Here is a 21,101-nt window from a genome sequence, read left to right on the forward strand (position 1 = left end):
GGTGCATGATGCTGCCTCCTTCCGGAAGACAGCCTCAGTTCAGTCCTCAATTGCACCAAAACTGCGTCAGAGCCAAAATTGGGAGCCGATTGACACCCCCGCCCGGATCGCCGCCCCCAAGACGTGGGGACCGGGCGCAGGAGTATAGCCCTCAAGGAGATGGACCCGTGCCCGGGATGGGAACACAGCATAGAGGATCGGAATCATGAACAACGCCACGATGCATGCCTCGTAGAAGCCGTCCCGCATCGCCTCGAAGGCCACGGGCGACCCCATGCCCATGACGGACAGGAGCACGGATACCGCCAGCACCAGCATGCCCATGGGATTGCCCGTGCGCTGAATGGCATAGAAGCCCACGAAGTAGAGCAGTCCCATGACGCTGACGAGCACCAGCGGCATCGGCCGGGTCAGCGACACAAGCATCGAGATCAGCCACACCATAACCATGAAGGCTATGGGTGCGCCGAAGGCCTTCTTTGGGTCGAAAGCCTTCCTCATCCCGGCCATCAGCCCAACCGGGACGGCAGCCAGCAAGGGCGGAAGGGCAGGTTGGAGGAGCGGGATCAGGGCAAAGCTGATGGCCCCCGCCGCAGCCAGCCTGACGGCGTAGAGTGGGTCGTCCTCCACTTCCGGGCGCGGGGCCACGTACATGCCGACGCCTCAGTAGAGATAGGACAGGAAGGCCTGCACACGGTGCAGGGCGCGTGCAATCCCCGGGATCGGACCGTCCGTTCCGCCTGCATAGATGACGGCACTTGCTTTCGACCCGGCGCGTACGTTGTGCGGCCAGTTCGCCGTGCCGCCATCAAGCTCGATCCGGACCGGGATGCGACGAGCTGGCTCAAACCACCGGGTCTCCGGCTGGTTCTGCGGCAATCCGCGGGCTGAGATCCGGCCGGGATCGATGCCCCAGGCAATGCTGTCGACACGCCCCGTGTACACCATGCCGGGCACGGCATCGAAGTGGATACTGACGGGGTCTCCGGGTTTCACATCGACCAACTGGTTCTCCCGGAAATCGGCGGTGATCCAGCCCCCGACGGCGTCAATGAAAGTCATCGCAGGAGACCCGGTGCCGACGTACTGCCCGACGGTGAGTTGGAGATTGGTGACCACGCCGCGACGGGGAGCGGACACGGTGGTGAAGAGCAGATTGAGCTGAGCCTGCTCCAACTGTGCCTGTGCCGCCTGGATCTGGGGGTTGTTGGCTCCCTCGTCGCCGAGCTGTGCTTCGGCGCTTCTCAGTTCTGCCTCGGCTGCCGCAAGCTGCGCTTCCGCGGACCGCAGGTTGGCTCTGGCTTCATCGGCCTGAGCCTTGGACGAGATGCCCCTCTCAGCAAGGGTCATGGTGCGGTTCGCCGCTGCCCGGACATTCTGGAGGTTGGCCTGTGCCTAGGCGACCTTCGCCTGCGAGGAGGCCAAGGACGCCGAAGAGGCATTGATGGCTTGCGTCGCTTGCGCCAAGCCCGCCTCCGCCAGCCGAACGGCAATCTCGAAGGGGCGCCTGTCAAGCGCGAACAGCGGCGCTCCCTGGTCAACCAAGGCATTGTCCTGAACGAACACCTCCGTCACCTGACCGGATACCTGTGGCGCGATCTGTGCGATGTAGGCCGAGACACTTCCGCGAGCGGAATACGGCGCAAGGAGGTCGGTGACGGCGTACCAAACGGTCAGGCCTGCAAACAGAGGCACCACGAGCAGGGCGATCTTCCCAGCGGGGTTGCGCGGCTTCGCAGGTGGCCTCTCCTCAGCCTCGGGGTTCGGTGCTTTCGGTTGCGATTGGTCCATGCCGGAGGACGCCTGCTCGCTGTCTGGTCGTGGGTCGCGGCGGTGAGCAGTGAGGACGGGGGATCCCGTGTCGGTCGTCATCAGTGTTTTCCTTCCGCGAGAATGGAATTGCATCGCGTCCACCAAAACGGTACTATCCTGTACCGTATTGATTTGAGGCGATCAAGCTGGAAGGGTCAATGACTTTTCTCATCGCTTGCTCCTCTGCTTCCCTTGCGAGGTTAAATCGATGTACAACCCGACGACATCCGAGTCGCTTCAGCGTGAGCACTCGGGCGGACGTCCGTCCCGGGAAGCGGCGGCTCAGATCAGGGGGCGCATCCTCGAGGCCGCCAGACTCCTGTTCCTGAGGGACGGCTACGAGAAGACCAGCATGGATGCGATCTCAGCCGAACTCGGGATGTCGAAACGCACGCTTTACGCCCGCTTTGCTGGTAAGGCGGACCTCTTCGAGGCCATGGTTGCGAATGTGCTGGAGCGCCATCTCTCCGCGCTTGAGGAAGCCGATCTGACTGGAAGGTCCCTTCGGGAGCAGTTGTGGGAAATTGCGGATCGCCTGCTCGCCTCCAGCCTTGATCCCGACATGGTCGCTCTTGAGAGGGTTGTGACGGCCGAGGCTCAGCGCTTTCCAAAGCTTGCACAGCTCATTCAGAACTATGCCGCGGATCGGACGGTGGGATTGGTTGCGAACGTCCTCAGGAGCGGGTCCGGAAAGGGCATAGCCCGCGAGCAGGTTCACAGGGATGCCAAAATCTTTCTTGGCCTCATGATCCTGCCCTCCTTGAGAGGGGCCGTGCTCGGAACGGAAGGAGTTGGGACAGGCACGGAAGGGGCGGCCCTACGGCAGCGAAGCATGGACATCTTCTTGGCGGGAGCCGGGTACACCTGAACCAATCCCAAAATTTTCACATTCCGAAAGTCGGGAAATATCCCCTTCGTCTGGGCACTTACCTGCTGGTTGGTGGTCTTTGCTACCGAATGCCGGAATGGTCCGCACTGGGTCAGGAACCGCCTTTCAGCGTGGATGAATAAAGGTCCGCTCATCGCGAAATTGCGGACCTTTGGCTACCAGCGCAAACTGACTCGGTGTTCGCGCGGATTGCGCGAGTTTTGTCTGCCGTTACCCGTGGTGTTACCCGGGGGAAAAATAGTGCAGGGCTGCACACGCGAGAAATCGATAAAACCCTTGCCGGTAAAAGGGTTTAAGGTGGTGAGCGCGCTGGGACTCGAACCCAGGACCCTCTGATTAAAAGTCAGATGCTCTACCGGCTGAGCTACGCGCTCCCAGAGGTGAGCCCGAGATAGGGGGTCTCGGGCCTCAGGTCAATCGAAAAGCCCCGCCTTGAGCCTCATTCCGAGGCTGGCCGAACAATTCCCCGAGAGGCGACGCGGCAGCCGGAGCTAGCCCTCCGACGCCATGGCCATGTTGTTGGCGTGCTGGCCCACTTCCGCCTTGCTGTCCCGCTCGCCCCTGGCCCAGCCTTCCTTGACCTCGCCGATATAGCTTTCGAGGCGACCCTCGCCGATGGCCTTGCGCAGGCCGGCCATCAGTTCCTGGTAATAGGCCAGGTTGTTCCAGGTCAGCAGCATCATGCCTAAGATCTCGTTGGAGCGAACCAGATGGTGGAGATAGGCCCGGGAATAGGTGTTGGAAGCGGTGCATTTCGATTCCGGATCGAGCGGGCTCGTATCCTCGGCGAAGCGGGCATTGCGCAGGTTCATGCGGCCATGGCGGGTGAAGACCTGGCCATGGCGGCCGGCGCGGGTGGGCATGACGCAGTCGAACATGTCGACGCCCCGGCGCACCGCCTCGACGATGTCGTCCGGCGTTCCCACGCCCATGAGATAGCGCGGCTTCTCCTTCGGCATATGCGGCTCGACCGTCTCGATCATGCGCAGCATCACCTCCTGCGGCTCACCCACAGCGAGGCCGCCGATGGCATAGCCCTTGAGGTCGAGGCCTGCGAGCTCCCTGGCGCTCTCGATGCGCAGCCGCTCCACCGCCCCGCCCTGAACGATGCCGAACATCGCCTTGCCCGGCTGCTCGCCGAAGGCCACCCGGCAGCGCTCCGCCCAGCGTAAGGAAAGGCGCATGGCTTTCTCGGCTACTTCGTCGGAACAGGGCAGCTTCACGCATTCGTCGAGCTGCATCTGGATGTCGGAGCCGAGCAGGCCCTGGATCTCGATGGAGCGCTCGGGCGTCAGCACATGGGTGGAGCCGTCGATGTGCGACTGGAACGTCACGCCCGTTTCATCGATCTTGCGCAGGGCCGACAAGGACATGACCTGGAAGCCGCCGGAATCGGTGAGGATCGGATAGGGCCAGTTCATGAAGTGATGCAGCCCGCCCAGCCGCGCCACCCGCTCCGCGCCGGGGCGGAGCATGAGGTGATATGTGTTGCCGAGCACCACGTCGGCGCCGAGCGCCTTCACCTGGTCGGGATACATGGCCTTCACCGTCGCGGCCGTGCCGACCGGCATGAAGGCAGGCGTGCGGATGACGCCGCGGGGCATCCGGATCTCTCCGGTGCGTGCCGTCCCGTCGGTCTTGTTGACGGTGAAGGTGAAGGTCTCGGTGGTCATTCAAACCTCGTCTTGTCATCCCCGGCCGAAGCGCAGGGGAAGGGGATCCATGGATCCGCAGCACAAGTCAATGGATCCCCTTCCCGCGCGTTCCGCGCGCCGGGGATGACACGGCGCGTCAGCGCCGGAACAGCAAACTCGCATCGCCATAGGAGTAGAAGCGATAGCCTGTCTCGATCGCATGGGCATAGGCCTCCTTCATGCAATCCAGCCCGGCGAAGGCCGAAACCAGCATGAAAAGAGTCGAGCGCGGGAGGTGAAAGTTTGTCATCAGCACATCGACTGCCCTGAAGCGGTAGCCGGGGGTGATGAAGATCGATGTATCGCCCGAGAACGGCGCAATGGTCCCGTCCTCGCGGGCGGCGCTTTCCAACAGACGCAGGGACGTGGTGCCCACCGCCACGATCCTCGCCCCCCGGGCTCGCGCCTCGTTGAGCGCCTGCGCGGTCTCCTCCGACACTGAGCCCCATTCCGCATGCATTCGGTGCCCGGCGGTGTCATCCGCCTTGACCGGCAGGAAGGTGCCAGCACCCACATGAAGCGTGACGAAGTGGCGGGCTATGCCGCGCTCATCGAGGCGATGGAAGAGATCGTCGGTGAAATGAAGGCCAGCCGTAGGCGCCGCGACGGCACCCTCGTCCCTGGCATAGACGGTCTGATAATCATTGAGGTCTTTGTCGTCAGTTGGGCGCTTTCCCGCAATGTAGGGCGGCAGGGGCAATTCCCCGAGACGGGCAATCGCCTCGTCAAGGAATGCTCCGGCAAAGGAGAAGCGTAAGCCCACATCGCCCCCCTTGCCTTTCTCCTCCACTTCCGCATCGAGTCGCACGAGCTCGCAGGCGGTGCTCTCGGAGGCTTCGCCGAAACGGATGCGGTCGCCCACATTGAGCTTCTTGGCCGGCCGCGCGAAGGCACGCCAGCGGTCGGCGCCCTCGCGCTTGTGAAGCATGATCTCGACGCGGGCCGCTGTCTCGTCACGTACCCGCAGGCCGTAGAGTCGGGATGGGATGACCTTGGTATCGTTGAGCACAAGCACGTCGCCCGGCTGAAGCAGATCCGGCAAGTCGCGGACGATGCAGTCTTCGAGACCTTCCTCTGGCCGGACCACGAGCATGCGCGCGCCATCCCGCGGCTCCACCGGGCGGAGCGCAATGCTGGTCTCAGGCAGATCGAAATCGAAGAGGTCGACGCGCATGTAGATTCATCCTCATCGTCATGGCCGCACTCGTTGCGGCCATCCACGTCTTACAGCGGCAAAAACGTGGATGCCCGGGACGAGCCCGGGCATGACGGTAAAAGGTTGTGGACCTTTAAGCCGCGTCCGCCGCGACCTTCATGGAGACGATGCGGTCGGGATCGCGCACGGGCTCGCCGCGCTTGATCTTGTCCACGTTCTCCATGCCCTCGGTCACCTTGCCCCAGACGGTGTACTGCTTGTCGAGGAAGCGGGCGTCGTCGAAGCAGATGAAGAACTGCGAGTTCGCGGAATGCGGCGCGTTCGTGCGGGCCATGGAGCAGGTGCCGCGCACATGCGGCTCGGCGTTGAACTCGGCCTTCAGGTCCGGCAGATCGGAGCCGCCGGTGCCGGTGCCGGTCGGATCGCCGGTCTGGGCCATGAAGCCTTCGATGACGCGATGGAACGGCACGTTGTCATAGAAGCCCTGGCGGGAGAGCGTCTTGATGCGCTCCACGTGCCCTGGGGCAAGATCGGGGCGCAGCTCGATGACCACGCGGCCTTTGGTGGTCTCCATGATGAGGGTGTTTTGGGGGTCTGCCATGAGAATCTCCTTGGTATGGCTTGTATTTAGGGGATGCGGCCGCTGGTCACTAGAGCGTCGGGCGCGAAAGTAGGACTCGCCTTCCGCTGACGCGAGCCTTCGGTTCCGCACATAGCGTCAAAGGGGTTGTGACGTTTCCGTAGCCGGGGAGTCGACGAAGCGGAACGTGAACGGGCGGCCGGCCACCGCCGCACCAAGCTTGTCCGTGAACGGCATGGGCGAGCAACGTACCAGGGCCTCCCGCACGGCCTGCGTGAAGGCCTCCCGGTTCGCTTTGTCCGGCTCGCCTTCCCGATAATGGGTGATCATGGGCCTGCCGAGCACCTCGCCGTTCCGCTTGAAGCTGATGCGGATCGTCACCGACTGGCCGGAATAGCGCACATCCGTTGGCCGCCAGCAGGCCTGCATGGCGCGCACGATGTCGTTGAGGGTGTCGACCCGCTTCGGGATCTCCTCGCCGCTTGGTGGTCGGATGATGCCGTTGAAGCTCTGCGGCAGGGACGGAGGCGGCTCGCGCCGCTCGTCAGGGTCGCCGAACAGCCCCTGGGCCAGCGCCGGCAGCGCCGGGGTGAGGCTCAGGAGAAGCGCGGCGACTCCGACTCCGTATGGTCGCAAGGCGTGCATCACTTCGCGTCGGCAGCCAGCTGCATCTTCACGATCTTGTCCGGGTTCGACACCATGCCGTTGGCGGCCTGATTGCCCTTCTTGATCTTGTCGACCACGTCCATGCCGGACACGACCTCGCCGAACAGGGTATACTGGCCGGTAAGCGGGCCGCAGCCGTCATAGCAGATGAAGAACTGGCTGTTGGCTGAGTTCGGGCTCTGGGACCGGGCCATGCCGACGGAGCCGCGCTTGTACTGGGTCTGGGTAAACTCGGCCGGAATGTTGGGCAGATCGGACTTGCCGGTGCCGGTGCCGGTCGGGTCGCCCGTCTGGGCCATGAAGCCGTCGATGACCCGGTGGAAGACCACGCCATCGTAGAAGCCGCGCTTCGTCAGGGCCTTGATCTGCTCCACGTGCTTGGGAGCGAGGTCGGGACGCAGGCGGATGGTGACGCGGCCGTCCTTGGTGTCGAGGAACACCGTGTTCTGCGGGTCTGCTGCCTGCTGGGCGGCAACTGGTACGAGGCTGGCGAGCACGAGCGCTCCGGCTGCGAGCAAACGCTTCATGGGTGGATGTCTCCCTGTGAGTGACGAAACTTTATGGCCGCCTGAATTTGGCCTTCAGACGCTCGGCGACAAGCCCCGGCACGAACGCCGAGACATCGCCGCCCATCCCGGCGATTTGCCGCACAAGCGTGGCAGTGATGGGGCGCACAGCGGGCGAAGCCGGGAAGAAGAGGGTCTGAACCTCCGGCGCCATGGTGGCGTTCATGGAGGCCATCTGGATCTCGTAGTCGAAATCCGTGCCGTCGCGCAGGCCGCGCACGATGAGCGTGGCCCCGTGCCGGCGGGCAGCATCAACCGCCAGGTCGTTAAACGTGACCACGTCCAGCGCGACGCCCCTCGCCTCCAGAATCGGCCCGCAGACGGCGCGCAGCATCTTGGCCCGCTCCTCAGCCGGGAAGACCGGCGCCTTCGAGGAATGGATCCCGATGGCGATGACGATCCTGTCCGCCACGGAGCAGGCCTGGCGCAGAACGTCCAGGTGACCGTTGGTGACGGGATCGAAGCTGCCGGTATAGAGGGCGGTGCGTGTCATGAGGCCAAGGCGTAGCCGGATTGGGGCTGATCGGCAAGCCGTGCGTTGGCACACGGCGGGCAGGGCCGGAGCGTGGGATAACCCACCTAACCTAAAGTCAAGGTTTCAGGAGAGCACCGTGATCTTCCGCCTCTGTATCGTCTTTGTCACCGCTATTGCCGTGCTGAGTCCGGCCGCGTTGGCGAGCTTGCCCGTCTAAAGCTTTTAAGGACGGCATCGGCGAGACTCGCCAGCGCACGCGATTCCCTATAACTTAGTTACAAACAGGGGAGCTGCGATGCTGAAGTTTCTGCGTATATCCGTCGTCCTTGGCGGATGCATTCTCGCCGCACTGATCACGGCATCAGTTCTTCCGGCCCAGGCACAGCCCGTCCGCAGCGCAATCTCCCCTGCCATCTCAGTGGCGGAGATCGAAGGCTTCCCTTTTCCAAAGACTCTTGGCAATTTCACTCGTCAGTCGAAGGTGGACTACAAGACGCCGGGATTGGGCTTCAGTGTAACCTATCTTGCCCCCAGTGGTGCCTGGGCCGATATCTACGTTTACGACAAGCAGCTCAAGCTACCGACCGGACCCGCGCTGCCACAGGCTAAGCGGGAATTGGACTTCGCTATCAGCGATGTCGGCAGCGCCTTGAAAAGCGGCGCCTACCAGGATGCCAAGCTTCTCGACAGTTCCGCATCAGGTTCCTTCGCCATGGCTCACATGAAAATTACGCAACGCGGGACGGAGCGTGACTCCTACATCTTTGTCACCCTCCACGATGGCATGTTTGTGAAAATCCGGGTGACGGCAGACTCCGGCGCAGGTGCGCGCCGGATGGCACAGGACTTAGTGGCGGACTATCGACGCATTCTCGACAAGCGATAAAAAGAAAGGGCGCTGGAAGCGCCCTTTCCGATTAATACCTTGGGTAAACTACTTATTCCTCGCCGCCCTCGGTCGCGGCATTGTCGACGCCTTCGACCTCCTCGGCATCCTCACCCTCGATGTGCTCCACCGAGACCACCTTTTCCTTGTCGCGGGTGGAGAAGACGGTAACGCCCTGGGAGTTGCGGCCGACGACGCGGATGCCGTCCACCGGCACGCGGATCAGCTGGCCGCCGTCGGTGACGAGCATGATCTGGTCGGAGCTCTCCACCGGGAACGAGGCGACGAGCTTGCCGTTGCGGCTGTTCACCGCCATGGCCGTGATGCCTTTGCCGCCGCGTCCGGTGATACGGTACTCGTAAGACAGCGTGCGCTTGCCGTAGCCCTTCTCGGACAGGGTCAGGATGCACTGCTCCTGCGCGCTCATCTCGGCGTAGCGCTCCTGCGAGAGCGAGACGTTCTCGGCCGAAGCCTCCTCCGCCTCGTCCGAAGCATCGGCATCCGAGCCCATCTGCTCGCCTGTGACCGCGCGGCGCATCTTGAGATAGGCCGCACGCTCCTCGCCGGTCGCTTCCACATGGCGCAATATCGCCATGGAGATGATGTCGTCGCCCTCGGCAAGGTTGATGCCGCGCACACCCATGGAATCGCGGCCCTTGAAGACGCGCACATCCGTCACGGGGAAGCGGATGCACTGGCCCTTGGCCGTGGTGAGCAGCACGTCGTCGTTCTCCGAGCAGATCTGCACGTCGACGATGTGCTCGCCCTCATCCAGCTTCATGGCGATCTTGCCGCCGCGATTGACCTGCACGAAGTCCGACAGCTTGTTGCGGCGAACCGTGCCGCGGGAGGTGGCGAACATCACGTCCAGCTTGTCCCAGGACGCTTCTTCCTCGGGCAGCGGCATGATGGTGGTGATGCGCTCGCCCTGCTTGATGGGCAGCATGTTCACCAGGGCCTTGCCCTTGGCGTTCGGCGCCGCCAGCGGCAGGCGCCACACCTTCTCCTTGTAGGCCTGTCCCTCGGACGAGAAGAAGATCACCGGCGTGTGGGTGTTGGCCACGAACAGGCGGGTGACGAAATCCTCGTCGCGCGTCGTCATGGCGGAACGGCCCTTACCGCCGCGGCGCTGCGCCCGGTAGGTCGAGAGCGGCACGCGCTTGATGTAGCCGGCATGGGACACGGTGACGACCATGTCCTCGCGGGCGATCAGGTCCTCGTCGTCGAGGTCCGAATCCCAATCGACGATCTGCGTCTTGCGCGGCGTCGCGAAGGTGTTGCGCACCTCCGTGAGTTCGCCCTTGATGATGCCCATGATGCGCTCGCGCGAGCGCAGGATCTCAAGGTAATCGGAGATTTCGGCCGCAAGCTTCGACAACTCGTCGCCGATCTCGTCCCGGCCGAGAGCCGTGAGGCGCTGCAGGCGCAGGTCGAGGATGGCGCGGGCCTGCGTCTCCGAGAGACGATAGGTGCCGTCCTCGTTAATCTTGTGGCGCGGGTCGTCCACGAGGGCGATGAGCGGCGCAATGTCGTGCGCCGGCCAGTCGCGGCCCATCAGGGACTCGCGCGCGGCGTTCGGATCCGGCGCCGTGCGGATGAGGCGAATGACCTCGTCGATATTGGCCACCGCGATGGCCAAGCCGCACAGCACGTGGGCGCGCTCGCGGGCCTTGTTGAGCAGGAACTTGGTCCGGCGGGACACGACCTCCTCGCGGAAGTCGACGAAAGCCTGGATCAGGTCCTTGAGCGTCATCAGCTCGGGGCGGCCGCCGTTGAGCGCCACCATGTTGGCGCCGAAGCTCGTCTGCAGCGGGGTGTAGCGATAGAGCTGGTTGAGCACCACGTCGGCCATGGCGTCGCGCTTGATCTCGACCACGATGCGCATGCCGTCGCGGTCGGACTCGTCGCGGAGGTCCGCGATGCCCTCGATCTTCTTCTCGCGCACCAGTTCGGCGATCTTCTCGATCAGCGAGGCCTTGTTCACCTGATACGGGATCTCGGTGAAGATGATCGCTTCGCGGTCCTTGCGGACCTCCTCGATCTCGGACTTCGCCCGCATGATGATGGAGCCGCGGCCCGTGGTGTAGGCCGAGCGAGCGCCGGCGCGGCCGAGGATCAGAGCGCCGGTCGGGAAGTCCGGACCGGGAATGATCTCGATCAGCTCCTCGGCGGAGATGCCGGGATTGTCGATGAGCGCCAGGCAGCCGTCGATGACCTCGCCCAGATTGTGGGGAGGCATGTTGGTGGCCATGCCGACCGCGATGCCGCCGGCGCCGTTGACGAGCAGGTTCGGGAAGCGCGCCGGCAGCACCGACGGCTCGTCCTTGGACTCGTCATAGTTGGGGGTGAAATCGACCGTGTCCTTGTCGATGTCGTCGAGAAGCGGCATCGCCGCCTTGGCAAGCCGCGACTCGGTGTAGCGCATGGCCGCCGGCGGATCGCCGTCCACGGAGCCGAAGTTGCCCTGCCCGTCCACCAGCATGAGGCGCAGCGAGAAGTCCTGCGCCATGCGCACCAAGGCGTCATAGATCGCGCTGTCGCCATGCGGGTGGTACTGACCCATCACGTCACCGACGATGCGGGCGGACTTCACGTACTTCTTGTCGGGCGTGTAGCCGTTCTCGTGCATCGAGTAGAGGATGCGCCGGTGCACGGGCTTGAGGCCGTCGCGCGCGTCGGGCAGAGCGCGGCTCACGATCACGCTCATGGCGTAATCGAGATAGGAGCGCTTCATCTCGTCGACGATGGAAATGAGCTTGATGTCGCTCGCCGGCTGGTCCCCGCCGGGGCCGCCGGAGCGGATATCGTTCGGATCGGTCAAGGTTGGTCTTTCTTAAAACGGTCTGCCCTTTCGCGAGAGGCGGCTTATCGATGCCGCTTCGTCAAGCCGTCCGGCAGGCCCGCGAATCCAATTGAAATCAGGCTCTTACATGGGGGAGAACGCCGCCTTTTTCAAGCTTTTTGACGGGTTTTCCAGAGGGAAGCGTAGAGGCGAAATCCATTTACGATTCAGCAACTTATTGTCAGGTTGAGCGTGGTGAAAGGCCGGTGCGCGGCTGTGGCAGTTTGGCAGGTCTGCGAACAGGCCGAGAAACGGCCTTAGAGGTTTCTCATAAGCTGCTGTTCTCATTGACTTCTGGCGCCTGATCTGCGGTCATCCCGGACGGAGCGTGAGCGAAGATCCGGGATCTCGGGCAGAACGGGGGCCTTGATCCCCACCACTGTCATCCCCGCGCAGGCGGGGATCCATAAACATAACGTATTGAGGAAGGCGATCATCGTCGTGCATCGTCGGCGGTGATGGATCCCGAGCTCGGCTGAAGCCGCCCCGGAATGACGGCGCTTTACTCGTCTTGCGATCCCGGATCGGCGATGCGCTTCGTCCGGGATGACGCTGTTGGTTGGCGTGTCAAAGAGCCAGCGCCTTCAGGCCTGAGGCTGGGAGGCCTCAAGCCGTCAGGTCAATCGAGGGAGGCGTTTAGGGCAGCCCGGCTCGATGTGTGGTGTGGAAGGTGAGAGCCAAGCTGCTCGTCACGCGCGGTTTGTTTCAGCGGACCTGGAACAAGCCAGGATCGGCCACCCGCGATCACAGGGGTGCGAAGCCTGCGGCGGGACCGCTCCTTGCCCCGCATCTGCGACGCCTCGCGAGCGCGCCCCTCGGCGGGCGAGGATGGGTGATGTTATAGCTGAGCTTGCAGCAGAAATCAAGAACAAAGTGAGAACATGCTCTCACCTGCTGGCCTCTCCCCGTCATCCCGCTCCTGCGTCATGGCCGCACTTGTTGCGGCCATCCACGTCTTTGCACCCTTTCGTCTTCCTCTGCCCTCATCCTGAGGAGCAGCCGTGAGGCTGCGTCTCGAAGGAGGATCCAGTGCTCTCTGGAGGCTCCTTCGAGACGGATTGCTCCCGCAATCCTCCTCAGGATGAGGGCTTTGAAACGGAACCCAGGAAGACGTGGATCCCCAGACCAAGTCCGGGGATGACGCGGAGGGTGTCAGGACTGGAGGAGCATCAAGACTGTGAGGGTGTCATTCCCGGAAGGACGCGAAAGCGGAGGGGAAGGGAATCCACGATCAACCGCAACGCTGTGGATCCCCTTCCCAGCCTCACGGCCGCCGGGGATGACAACCACGTCGTGGCCGACCATCCACGAATGTGATCGAGCTACGCCCTCAACAGAATCGCCGTCGTGTCGTCGCTAACCTTGAATCGTGGATGGAGCCTGCCATCCGGGTCGCGCTCAGTCTCGATCTCCCGCGCCAGCCCCGCCAAGGGCTCGAGGCCGGACGTGAGCGCCGCCTCCATGAGCCCGGCAGCATCCACCACCCGGTAGAGGTCGACCAGGGCCGAGAAACCGTCGGACGCTAGGAGGATCACCGTGCCGTCCTCGCAAGGCACCGACTCGTGCCGGAGCCGGTCGGCGGCGTCCGGGTTGAAGCTCAGGAGGGCGGCCGGGATGCCGCTTTTGCGCTGGCGCTCGCGGCGCTCCCCGAGCCAAGCCAGGAATACTGGCTCGTCGAGGATGGCCGTGGGCCGGGAGCCTGCCTGCCGCATCAGCTCGGCCGCCTTGGCGGATTCGAAGTCCCGCAGGCCGGGCGCATCGCCCAGGACCTGCACCGCCCCGTCGGGCTGACGGAGATAGGCCGTGGTGTCGCCGAAGGTCCAGGCATCGAGCACATGGCCCCTGCGGCGCACCAGGGTCATGGCGCCGAGCGGCCAGGTGACGAAATCCTCATGCCGTTCCACAGGCGCAACGGCCCTGTAGGCGGTACGGGCCTCCTCCATGACGTGACGCAAGAGGGTGGCGCCGTCCTGCGCATGAGGCGCGAGGTTCGAGAGCCGCTCATCCGTGAACTTCGCCAACCAGGCAGCATCGCTTTTGCCGGGCATGACCGGCGCGGTGCCAGGGAAGATCGAGGTGTCGATCACCCAGGCCCAGTCGCCCGAGACGCCGCAGATGTCCTCGTTGGGCTTGTCGGGGTGCCCCGGCCAGCTGATCCGATCCAAAATCGTGAACATCGTTGCCCTGCCCCCTCGCCAAATCCGGCCGGCAAGGCCATAACGCAAAGCCCAAGCTAAGGTCCAGCCGATGCTCCTCGACTACATCTCCGCCGCCCTCGTGACCCTGCTCGTGACGCTGGACCCGCCGGCGCTTGCCCCGATCTTCGTGTCGCTGACCCGGGGCATGAACGCGTCGGAACGGCGCCGGGTGGCGCTCAGGGCGAGTCTGATCGCCTTCGGCATCCTGGCCTTCTTCGGTCTCGGCGGCGAGGTGCTGCTTCGCCTTCTTGGCGTCGGCATCCCGGCCTTCCGCATCTCGGGCGGCCTGCTGCTGTTCTGGATCGCTTTCGAGATGGTGTTCGAGCGCCGCAACGAGCGCAAGCAGCACACTGCCGACATCGCCATCACCGAGGACCACATTCGCAACGTCGCGGCGTTTCCCCTCGCCATTCCGCTCATGGCAGGGCCCGGGGCGATCACCGCGACGATCCTGCTCGCGGGCCGGGCCGACAGCGACCCGGTCTATCTCGGATTCCTGATTGCGCTCATCGCTCTCGGCGTCGCGAGCTGCTTTGCCGTGTTCATGGCGGCCGATCGCGTCTCGCGCTGGCTCGGCGTGACCGGCAACATCGTGCTGAGCCGTCTGCTGGGCGTGATCCTCGCCGGGTTGGCCGTGCAGTTCATCATCAACGGCGTGCTGGCGCTGCTGCAGCCGGCGGCGCTGTAAGCGCCTGCGCTTTACACGTCCGCAAAAGCCCGGAATTCGCGCGCGACGTGCTCGTAGACGGCGCGCTTGAACGGCACCACCAGTTCCGGTGCCCGCGCGAGGCTTTCCCAGCGCCATGCGCTGAATTCCGGCACCATGCCGCCCCGAACGCCCGCAACCTCGATCTCGCTCTCCTCGCCGGTGAAGCGGAAGGCTACCCAGCGCTGGCTCTGGCCGCGAAAGGGGGACAGCCGGTGCGCCGGCCCGGCATAGGGCGGGAAATCATAGCTCACCCAGTCGGAGGTCGCCCCGAGCGGAACGGCGCTCGTGACGTTCGTCTCCTCCCATAGCTCGCGCCGGGCCGTGGTCAGCAGGTCTTCCTCGCCGTCAATCCCGCCCTGCGGCATCTGCCATTCATGTCCGGGCAGGACGATTTCGGGACCATCGTCCCCCAGGCGCCGAGCCATCAGAACCAGACCGTCCCGGTTGAAGAGCGCAATTCCCACATTGGGGCGGTAATGAGCCACGGTCTCGGGAGTCATGTCGAGCCGCCTTCCGCATCTCGGGTCAGAACGAACACCCCGTCCGCGAGCGTCTCCAGCACCGACCAGCCCAAGCCTTCATAGAATGAGCGCCGGTGCGGGCCGGCCAGAAGGAAGACTCGCCCTGCCCCGGCCCCGAAGGCGAATTCCGCAGCCTTGTCGATCAGGGCCGCGCCGATCCCTCGCCCTCCATGCTCCGGCTCCACCCACACGGCCGCAATCCAGGGCGTGTATTGCGGCCTCGTCTCCTCATCGCAGGCGATCAGGGACGCCGTGCCGAGAAAGATGTCGCCGCGATGGGCGACGAAACAGCTGGGGACCGGCCCAGGCCCAAGGTTTTCCTGCACGAGGCCCGTGAGCAGGCTCAACGGATGCCCCTTGTCCTTCCAGAAGGCGCGCCAGACGCGATCCGCGACTGTCCCGGCAAAGTCCGGCCGGTCGCGCAGGTCGCCGATCGTGAAACCGCTCAGCGCAGGGTCTCCAGCAGGCGCGTCATGAGCTTCTGGCGCGGCGCAATGGAAGAGATCAGGCCGTACTCCTGGAGCGTATGCGCCCCGTCGCCGTCGATGCCGAGGCCGTCGAGGGTCGGGATGCCAAGGGCCGCCGTGAAGTTGCCGTCCGAGCCGCCGCCGACGCGGGGCGCGGAGACGAGATCGAAGCCGATCTCGGCCGCAAGCGACTTGGCGTGGTCGAAGAGTTTCGAGGTCGCCTCGTTGCGTTCATAGGGCGGCCGGTTCATGCCGCCGGTCACGGAAACCCTGAAGTCCGGATCGGCGGGCTTCAGACCGAGGATCGCCGCCGTCACGGCCTCTCCGTCGGCCACGGTCTCGACCCGCAGGTCCACCGGGAAGCGGCAATGCTGCGGGATGGTGTTCATGGCCGTGCCGCCGGACACCATGCCCACCGTGGTGGTGATGCCGCGCGAGTAATCGGTCATGGCCTCGATGGCGAGGATCTGGCGGGCGGCCTCGTAGATGGCGTTGCGGCCGTCCTTGTGGCGCGAGCCCGCGTGGGCGGGCCGGCCTTCCACATGCACGTCGAAGCGCCCCACCCCCTTGCGGGCGGTGACGATCTGGCCGCCGTCGCGGGCGGGCTCGGTCACCAGGGCATAGGCCGAGCGGCGGCCGAGAGCCTCGATCATGGGCCGGGTGATCGGCGAGCCGATCTCCTCATCGGGCGTTACCAGGAAGGTGATGGGCCGCGCCGCCGTGCCCCGGCGCGCCACGTCCTTGAAGGCCTCGAGGCAGAACCAGGCTCCGCCCTTCATGTCGTAGATGCCAGGCCCGTAGAGCCGGTCGCCCTCAACCCGCATGGGCAGGTCGCGCTCGATGGTGCCGACCGGATGGACGGTGTCGAGGTGCGACATCACCAGGATGCCGGGCTCCCCGGTCTGAGGTCCGGCCCGCAGCACCAGCACGTCGCCCAGGCCATCCGTGCCCGCCATGCGTTCGACCGCCACCAGCGCGTCCTGCATCTGCGCGACCACGAGATCCATCATCAGGTTGACGCCGGCCCGGTCGGAGGTCGGGCTCTCGGTGCGGATCCAGGTGAAGAGCGTGTCGAGATATGGGGAGGAGCGGCTCATGATGCTTCTCGTGCGGGGGAACGTATCTGCTGGCTAAGCATCCCTGCCCGGAAACATCAAGCCTACATGTGCAGCCGTGCCCGCGACAGCTTTGGGAACGTATGTCCATGTGAAGCAGCTGGATGGTATGGATACCGTGTAACGATACGGTAGTGTATGGCCCCAGCTCGACGGTATGAATCAGGTACAATAATAACGGCTCGCAAGATCGGTACATTGGGCAGAAACTTCCTCGAAGGCAGCAGCACTTCAGACACCATTTACGGCGACAGCAGCGGCACCCGCACGTCAGCCACGACGGGCGGCGACACGATCCACGGCTATAGCGGAGCCGATTACCTCTATGGCGATGCAAGAACACTGAGGCTGACCGCCCGTGGAGGCGCCGATACGCTTTGGGCCGGGGCCGATGGCGATACGGTTTATGGCGACGCCTATTCCATGAGCTACTCGGCTAGGGGCGGTGCGGACCGGATCTGGGGCGAGTACGGCTACGACAAGCTCTATGGCGATGCCCGCACCATGTCGGGTTCGGCAAGGGGCGGCGCGGACAAGCTGTACGGCGGCTACGACAACGACATGCTTTTCGGCGATGCCTATACGATGTCCTCCAACGCACTCGGAGGCTCCGACAGCCTCTATGGGGAAGGCGACAGCGACTCGCTCTATGGCGATGCGCACAAGCTGACCGGTTCAGCCAGGGGCGGTGCGGATCATCTCTCCGGCGGAAACCACGAGGACAGGCTCTACGGCGATTCCTACAGCCTGGCTGCCCGTGCGGTCGGCGGGGCGGATACGCTGAGCGGCGACAGCGGAGAGGACACTCTCTACGGTGACGCACGCTCGCTCATCAACTCTGCGGCAGGTGGGGCCGACATCCTCAAGGGCGGCAGTTCGGAGGACGCGCTCTATGGCGATGGCTACTCCATGCGCGAGTTCGCCGTCGGCGGCGCCGACAAGCTCTATGGAGGCTCCGGCAGCGATCACCTCTACGGCGATGCCCATACCATGTCCGACTCTGCGGTCGGCGGCGCCGACTACCTATCGGGTGAGAGCGGCAACAACCTCCTTTATGGCGATGCCTTCAGCATGTTCGGCGGGTCAGTTGGCGGCAACGACTCGCTTTACGGCAGCACGGGCAAGGACACGCTCTATGGCGATGCCGTGTCCCTGAACGACCAGAGCCGCGGGGGGCACGATTATCTGAACGGCAGCTCGGGCAACGACATCCTCTACGGAGACGCTCAGGTCACGAGTGCCAGTGCCGCCTATGGCAACGACACGCTCTACGGCGGCTCCGGCAATGACCGCCTGATCGGCGATTCCTCCTATGGCGGGACCGGCGCGGATTACCTGAACGGCGGCAGCGGGAACGACACCCTGGATGGCGGCGGAGGCCGCGATCTCTTCGCCTTCGACCTCTCGTCGGGGCGTGACACGATCCAGTACTTTCAGCCGGGCGAGGATCAGATCGATCTCAGAGCCTACCGGTTCAGTTCCTTCGAGGCTTTGAATATCGCCGACAGAACGGGCTATTCCGTCGTCTTCCTGTCCGGGACGGGCCACTACATCAAGCTCGAGAAAGTCATGAAAGCGCAGCTCTCAGCTGCCGACTTCATTCTCTAGGGGTGTTCCCGCTTGACGGGACATGCTCGACATCAAAAGGCCCGGTAGACACCGGGCCTTTTCCGAAAGACCAGAGCGATCTCAATGCTGCGACATATCCAGGGGGATCGACAGCAGAACTTTGCCCGACGCGTCTGTGACTTCCAAATGCCATCCGCGCCAGTCCACCTCGTCGGCTTCGCCTTCAACGCGCAATTCCTGAATCGCCTTGATGGCCTGATAATGCGCTGCTTCCAGATCCGAGACTTCAATGCCCGTCTCGTCCAGGATCCGTTCGTGCGTATGGACAAGATGAAAATAGCAATGCACGCAAAAGTAGCCTTGAAAATCTCACAGCCACCGGCTTTCTAAGACCTCCGGGGCACCTGCTTAGATGAGCAGTTTCCATGCAGGGACGCAAGGTAAGTTTTCCGTTTTGCGGACAGTTTAGCATCATTCCAATCATATATCCCCGCCGGAAAAGACAGGGATATACTATTTCAGTTAAAGATAAGGCAGCTATGCTTCGGGAGCACGCTGCAGCCATCATTAGATGACGAAGAAATCCTTGTGGGTCATAGCAAGCTTCTTCGAGAGCGTCGCAATCTCTACCTGCTTGCCCTTACCCGAGCCATCGGCGTCGTAAAAGAGCACACCCTTAGCCTTGTCATAGACGATGTAGTCGTTCTTGTCCTTCGCCTTGGAGCCGACGGTGAAGAAGTCCTTCTTCAACTGAGCGGGCGTGGCCTCCGTGCCCTTTTTCCCGAGCTTGGTGAACACCGCATTGTCGAGCCAGAAGCTGTCGTCCTTGACCTTGAAATCGAGGATCTTGTCCTTGTTTGTCTTGGCATTCGCTTTGGTGGCAAACACGAACACATCCCGTCCGCCATCGCCCTTGAGCGCGTCGTTGCCCGCTCCGCCCCAAACCGTGCCGTTGCCTGCCCCGCCGCTGAACGTGTCCTTCCCCGTGCCGCCCTTGAGCACATCCGCCCCCGCGCTTCCGGTGAGTTTCTCGGACGCGACATCGCTGACGGCAATGGTAACAGAGGTGGTGAAGATCTCTCCGGCTGAATCCCTCACCTGAACCGTCACCTGATGCGACACGGCCTGCTTGTAATCGAGCCTGATGCCATCCTTTACCTTGATCTGATTGCCATCGATGAAGAAGCGACCGCCTGCATCATCCAGGAGCGTATAGGTGAAGTTGTGGCTCGCTACCAAAGCGCTTGCGTTCAGCGTTCCGGCAGGGGCCGCGCTGGAGGCTCCCTCTTCGACCTGTTGCGCCGAGAATAAGAGCCCCGTAGGTGTCGTCGGACCGATCTTCTCCCCAGCCGCCGTAAACCGCTGCTGATAAATCTCGGCCTCGCTGCGCTCCCGGTTGAAGGATGTCCACGTCACCAGCCAGCCCCCATCCGGCAGCGCCGTCACGGAAGGCTCCCCCTGATCACCCAGGGTCGTCGTGTTGACAAGCGTCGCAGAACCCACAACAGCGCCGCTGGCGCTGTAGCGCTGCTGGTAGATCTCGAATGCGCCGGAGACATCGGCTCCCCAGGTGAAGATCCAGCCACCGTCATTCAATGCAGCAACGGAGTAGTAGCCATTCATCGAGATGAAAGGAGCGTCGACCTTGGCATCGACAGGATTGCCGCCACTCTTGAAGAGAGGCTGGCCCTTGGCGTCGTAGGCCTGCTGGTACAGATACCTGATGTCTGAGTTCTCAAGATCCTGTGCTTGCCAGGTAACGAGCCAGCCTCCTCCGGACAGGGAAACCACCTTGGGGACGCTCTGACCTCCTTCGCGCGAAGCATTGACTTCCGTGTTAATGCTCGAGCTGGCCTTCCCATCCTTGTCAAAATGCCGTTGAAAGATTTTGTGATCGGTCTCTGAGTCGTATGACCTCCAGGTGACGACCCATCCGCCGTTCGACAGCGTTGTGACCGCGGGAGATTCGCCGGTTGTTCCTTCAGGGTTTACCTGCATGCCGGGCGGCTCCCCCTTCTCTTTGGAACTGCGGACTTCCACTGCTGTCATAGCGCTGCAGATAAATATCGGCCCCATTGCCATCAAAGGTATCGGCCTGCCACGTCACGATCCAGCCGCCATCCGGCAGCGCTGACACAGACGCATTGTCGTTCTGGCCGTCAGCAGCGCTCACAAGGCGCTCTTGAGCGCTCCCATCTTTGGTGAACTGAGCGTTCCCGTGCCGATCGTAACGCTGCTGATAAACGACCGCTCCACCCACATCCGGGTCAAGGTCCGACGTCCACGTGACGAGCCACCCGCCATCCGAGAGAGCCGCGACCTTCGGCGTTGATCGAGAAAAGTTTCCGGATGTGCTGACTTGGATCGGATCAGGCGTGACTGCCTGCCCCGCGGCATCGAAGCGCTGCTGGAAGACTTGGTGATCGCCCCCCACGGTCGTGTCTACCCAGGTCACGATCCACCCCCCGCCCGGCAGAACCGCAGCCGAGGAGGAGGAAAGTTGCTTGTAATCTCCGGACGCTGTGATCTGGGTCTCGCCCCGTGCCCTGACGATGCTCATGTGGTGCCCCTGACGCTAGAATCGAATGCTTCGCTATAATTCATACACATATGGCTTTATAAAACATTATACTGTGTCATAGAGCAGCGGGAGACGCAGGGTGGTCTCGGATCGCGGGCGCAGAACGATCAAGCGTCGGCTGAACAGCAGAAAGGCCGCCACATTGGACGGCCTTTCGACAAGAACCCGGAATGTGCCGGACTAGAAGGGGATATCGTCGTCCAGGTCGTTGTAGCGGGAGCCCCCGCCTCCACCGCTGCTGCCCCCACCCAGGGAGGGCGCCGGGCGCCGCTCCTGCGAGGACGAGCGGCCTCCGAAATCGCCGCCGCGGGAGATCTGGCCGGGTTCCTCGTCGCCGTACTCGGACCCGCCGCCGCCGCGGCTGTCCAGGATCGT

At 63.5% G+C, this 21,101-nt stretch carries 21 protein-coding genes, 1 tRNA gene and 2 pseudogenes; 4 read left to right on the forward strand and 20 right to left on the reverse strand.

What is annotated here, in order from left to right; all coding sequences use genetic code 11:
- Nucleotides 1-66 precede the first annotated feature (66 nt).
- The 4 genes and pseudogenes from JQC81_RS28225 to JQC81_RS28235 form a co-directional block, all read right to left on the reverse strand.
- Nucleotides 67-654 carry a hypothetical protein gene (locus tag JQC81_RS28225; protein WP_203275113.1) on the reverse strand — a complete coding sequence of 196 codons (588 nt, stop codon included), beginning with the start codon at nucleotides 652-654 and terminating at the stop codon, nucleotides 67-69.
- Between the two features lie 9 nt (nucleotides 655-663).
- Nucleotides 664-1,062 carry an HlyD family secretion protein gene (locus JQC81_RS34700; RefSeq protein ID WP_465263077.1) on the reverse strand — a complete coding sequence of 133 codons (399 nt, stop codon included), beginning with the start codon at nucleotides 1,060-1,062 and terminating at the stop codon, nucleotides 664-666.
- 174 nt (nucleotides 1,063-1,236) lie between these two features.
- Nucleotides 1,237-1,383, reverse strand: a pseudogene (locus tag JQC81_RS34705) (efflux transporter periplasmic adaptor subunit); the annotation flags it as partial.
- Nucleotides 1,384-1,395: 12 nt separating this feature from the next.
- The gene (locus tag JQC81_RS28235; protein ID WP_203275115.1) at nucleotides 1,396-1,872 is read right to left on the reverse strand and encodes an HlyD family secretion protein; all 477 of its coding nucleotides are present in this window, start codon (nucleotides 1,870-1,872) and stop codon (nucleotides 1,396-1,398) included.
- Between the two features lie 148 nt (nucleotides 1,873-2,020).
- Here JQC81_RS28235 and JQC81_RS28240 point away from each other — a divergent pair, with 148 nt between their 5' ends.
- On the forward strand, nucleotides 2,021-2,680 hold the full coding sequence (locus JQC81_RS28240) for a TetR/AcrR family transcriptional regulator (RefSeq protein WP_203275116.1): 660 nt from the start codon (nucleotides 2,021-2,023) through the stop codon (nucleotides 2,678-2,680).
- Nucleotides 2,681-2,999: 319 nt separating this feature from the next.
- Here the strand turns inward: JQC81_RS28240 and JQC81_RS28245 are convergent.
- The 7 genes from JQC81_RS28245 to coaD form a co-directional block, all read right to left on the reverse strand.
- Nucleotides 3,000-3,075 (reverse strand) — tRNA-Lys (locus JQC81_RS28245).
- Between the two features lie 117 nt (nucleotides 3,076-3,192).
- Complete coding sequence (gene tgt, locus JQC81_RS28250; protein ID WP_203275117.1) at nucleotides 3,193-4,374, reverse strand: tRNA guanosine(34) transglycosylase Tgt; 1,182 nt, start codon at nucleotides 4,372-4,374, stop codon at nucleotides 3,193-3,195.
- Nucleotides 4,375-4,492: 118 nt separating this feature from the next.
- Entirely contained in the window at nucleotides 4,493-5,569 is a 1,077-nt protein-coding gene (gene queA / locus JQC81_RS28255; protein ID WP_203275118.1) for a tRNA preQ1(34) S-adenosylmethionine ribosyltransferase-isomerase QueA, read from the reverse strand.
- 115 nt (nucleotides 5,570-5,684) lie between these two features.
- Nucleotides 5,685-6,152, reverse strand: a complete 468-nt coding sequence (locus JQC81_RS28260; RefSeq protein WP_203275119.1) for a peptidylprolyl isomerase — start codon at nucleotides 6,150-6,152, stop codon at nucleotides 5,685-5,687.
- 117 nt (nucleotides 6,153-6,269) lie between these two features.
- On the reverse strand, nucleotides 6,270-6,767 hold the full coding sequence (locus JQC81_RS28265; RefSeq protein ID WP_203275120.1) for a UCP034077 family protein: 498 nt from the start codon (nucleotides 6,765-6,767) through the stop codon (nucleotides 6,270-6,272).
- 8 nt (nucleotides 6,768-6,775) lie between these two features.
- On the reverse strand, nucleotides 6,776-7,324 hold the full coding sequence (locus tag JQC81_RS28270) for a peptidylprolyl isomerase (RefSeq protein ID WP_203275121.1): 549 nt from the start codon (nucleotides 7,322-7,324) through the stop codon (nucleotides 6,776-6,778).
- 31 nt (nucleotides 7,325-7,355) lie between these two features.
- Nucleotides 7,356-7,856, reverse strand: a complete 501-nt coding sequence (gene coaD, locus JQC81_RS28275; protein ID WP_203275122.1) for a pantetheine-phosphate adenylyltransferase — start codon at nucleotides 7,854-7,856, stop codon at nucleotides 7,356-7,358.
- Between the two features lie 277 nt (nucleotides 7,857-8,133).
- On the opposite strand from coaD, the gene JQC81_RS28280 reads away from it, so the two are divergent.
- Complete coding sequence (locus JQC81_RS28280; RefSeq protein ID WP_203275123.1) at nucleotides 8,134-8,724, forward strand: hypothetical protein; 591 nt, start codon at nucleotides 8,134-8,136, stop codon at nucleotides 8,722-8,724.
- A gap of 52 nt (nucleotides 8,725-8,776) precedes the next feature.
- Here the strand turns inward: JQC81_RS28280 and gyrA are convergent, their stop codons facing one another.
- Both gyrA and JQC81_RS28290 read right to left on the reverse strand, forming a co-directional pair.
- Nucleotides 8,777-11,458, reverse strand: a complete 2,682-nt coding sequence (gene gyrA, locus JQC81_RS28285; protein WP_246520721.1) for a DNA gyrase subunit A — start codon at nucleotides 11,456-11,458, stop codon at nucleotides 8,777-8,779.
- A 1,430-nt stretch (nucleotides 11,459-12,888) separates the two neighbouring features.
- Entirely contained in the window at nucleotides 12,889-13,743 is an 855-nt protein-coding gene (locus JQC81_RS28290) for a PP2C family serine/threonine-protein phosphatase (RefSeq protein ID WP_203275125.1), read from the reverse strand.
- Between the two features lie 70 nt (nucleotides 13,744-13,813).
- Between JQC81_RS28290 and JQC81_RS28295 the strand changes: the two genes are divergently transcribed.
- The gene (locus JQC81_RS28295) at nucleotides 13,814-14,452 is read left to right on the forward strand and encodes a MarC family protein (RefSeq protein WP_203275126.1); all 639 of its coding nucleotides are present in this window, start codon (nucleotides 13,814-13,816) and stop codon (nucleotides 14,450-14,452) included.
- Between the two features lie 11 nt (nucleotides 14,453-14,463).
- Here JQC81_RS28295 and JQC81_RS28300 read toward each other — a convergent pair whose 3' ends face one another.
- The 3 genes from JQC81_RS28300 to JQC81_RS28310 form a co-directional block, all read right to left on the reverse strand.
- Nucleotides 14,464-14,973, reverse strand: coding sequence for an RNA pyrophosphohydrolase (locus JQC81_RS28300; protein ID WP_203275127.1), 510 nt, complete (start codon nucleotides 14,971-14,973; stop codon nucleotides 14,464-14,466).
- Nucleotides 14,970-15,341: a GNAT family N-acetyltransferase gene (locus JQC81_RS28305; protein WP_376772471.1), complete on the reverse strand. Its 372-nt coding sequence runs from the start codon at nucleotides 15,339-15,341 to the stop codon at nucleotides 14,970-14,972. Before JQC81_RS28305 ends, JQC81_RS28300 begins: the two co-directional genes overlap by 4 nt.
- A gap of 98 nt (nucleotides 15,342-15,439) precedes the next feature.
- Nucleotides 15,440-16,558 carry a M20 family metallopeptidase gene (locus JQC81_RS28310; RefSeq protein ID WP_203275128.1) on the reverse strand — a complete coding sequence of 373 codons (1,119 nt, stop codon included), beginning with the start codon at nucleotides 16,556-16,558 and terminating at the stop codon, nucleotides 15,440-15,442.
- Nucleotides 16,559-16,774: 216 nt separating this feature from the next.
- On the opposite strand from JQC81_RS28310, the gene JQC81_RS28315 reads away from it, so the two are divergent.
- Nucleotides 16,775-18,184 carry a calcium-binding protein gene (locus tag JQC81_RS28315; protein WP_203275129.1) on the forward strand — a complete coding sequence of 470 codons (1,410 nt, stop codon included), beginning with the start codon at nucleotides 16,775-16,777 and terminating at the stop codon, nucleotides 18,182-18,184.
- An 81-nt stretch (nucleotides 18,185-18,265) separates the two neighbouring features.
- Here the strand turns inward: JQC81_RS28315 and JQC81_RS28320 are convergent, their stop codons facing one another.
- The 4 genes and pseudogenes from JQC81_RS28320 to JQC81_RS28335 all read right to left on the reverse strand — a co-directional run.
- The gene (locus tag JQC81_RS28320; RefSeq protein WP_203275130.1) at nucleotides 18,266-18,493 is read right to left on the reverse strand and encodes a DUF6894 family protein; all 228 of its coding nucleotides are present in this window, start codon (nucleotides 18,491-18,493) and stop codon (nucleotides 18,266-18,268) included.
- 219 nt (nucleotides 18,494-18,712) lie between these two features.
- The gene (locus tag JQC81_RS28325; RefSeq protein WP_203275131.1) at nucleotides 18,713-20,227 is read right to left on the reverse strand and encodes a hypothetical protein; all 1,515 of its coding nucleotides are present in this window, start codon (nucleotides 20,225-20,227) and stop codon (nucleotides 18,713-18,715) included.
- Nucleotides 20,127-20,705, reverse strand: coding sequence for a hypothetical protein (locus JQC81_RS28330; protein ID WP_203275132.1), 579 nt, complete (start codon nucleotides 20,703-20,705; stop codon nucleotides 20,127-20,129). Before JQC81_RS28330 ends, JQC81_RS28325 begins: the two co-directional genes overlap by 101 nt.
- A gap of 201 nt (nucleotides 20,706-20,906) precedes the next feature.
- Nucleotides 20,907-21,101 (reverse strand): annotated as a pseudogene (locus tag JQC81_RS28335) (single-stranded DNA-binding protein); the annotation flags it as partial.

The sequence above is a fragment of the Microvirga arabica genome, assembly GCF_016811235.1.
Lineage (GTDB): Bacteria > Pseudomonadota > Alphaproteobacteria > Rhizobiales > Beijerinckiaceae > Microvirga > Microvirga arabica.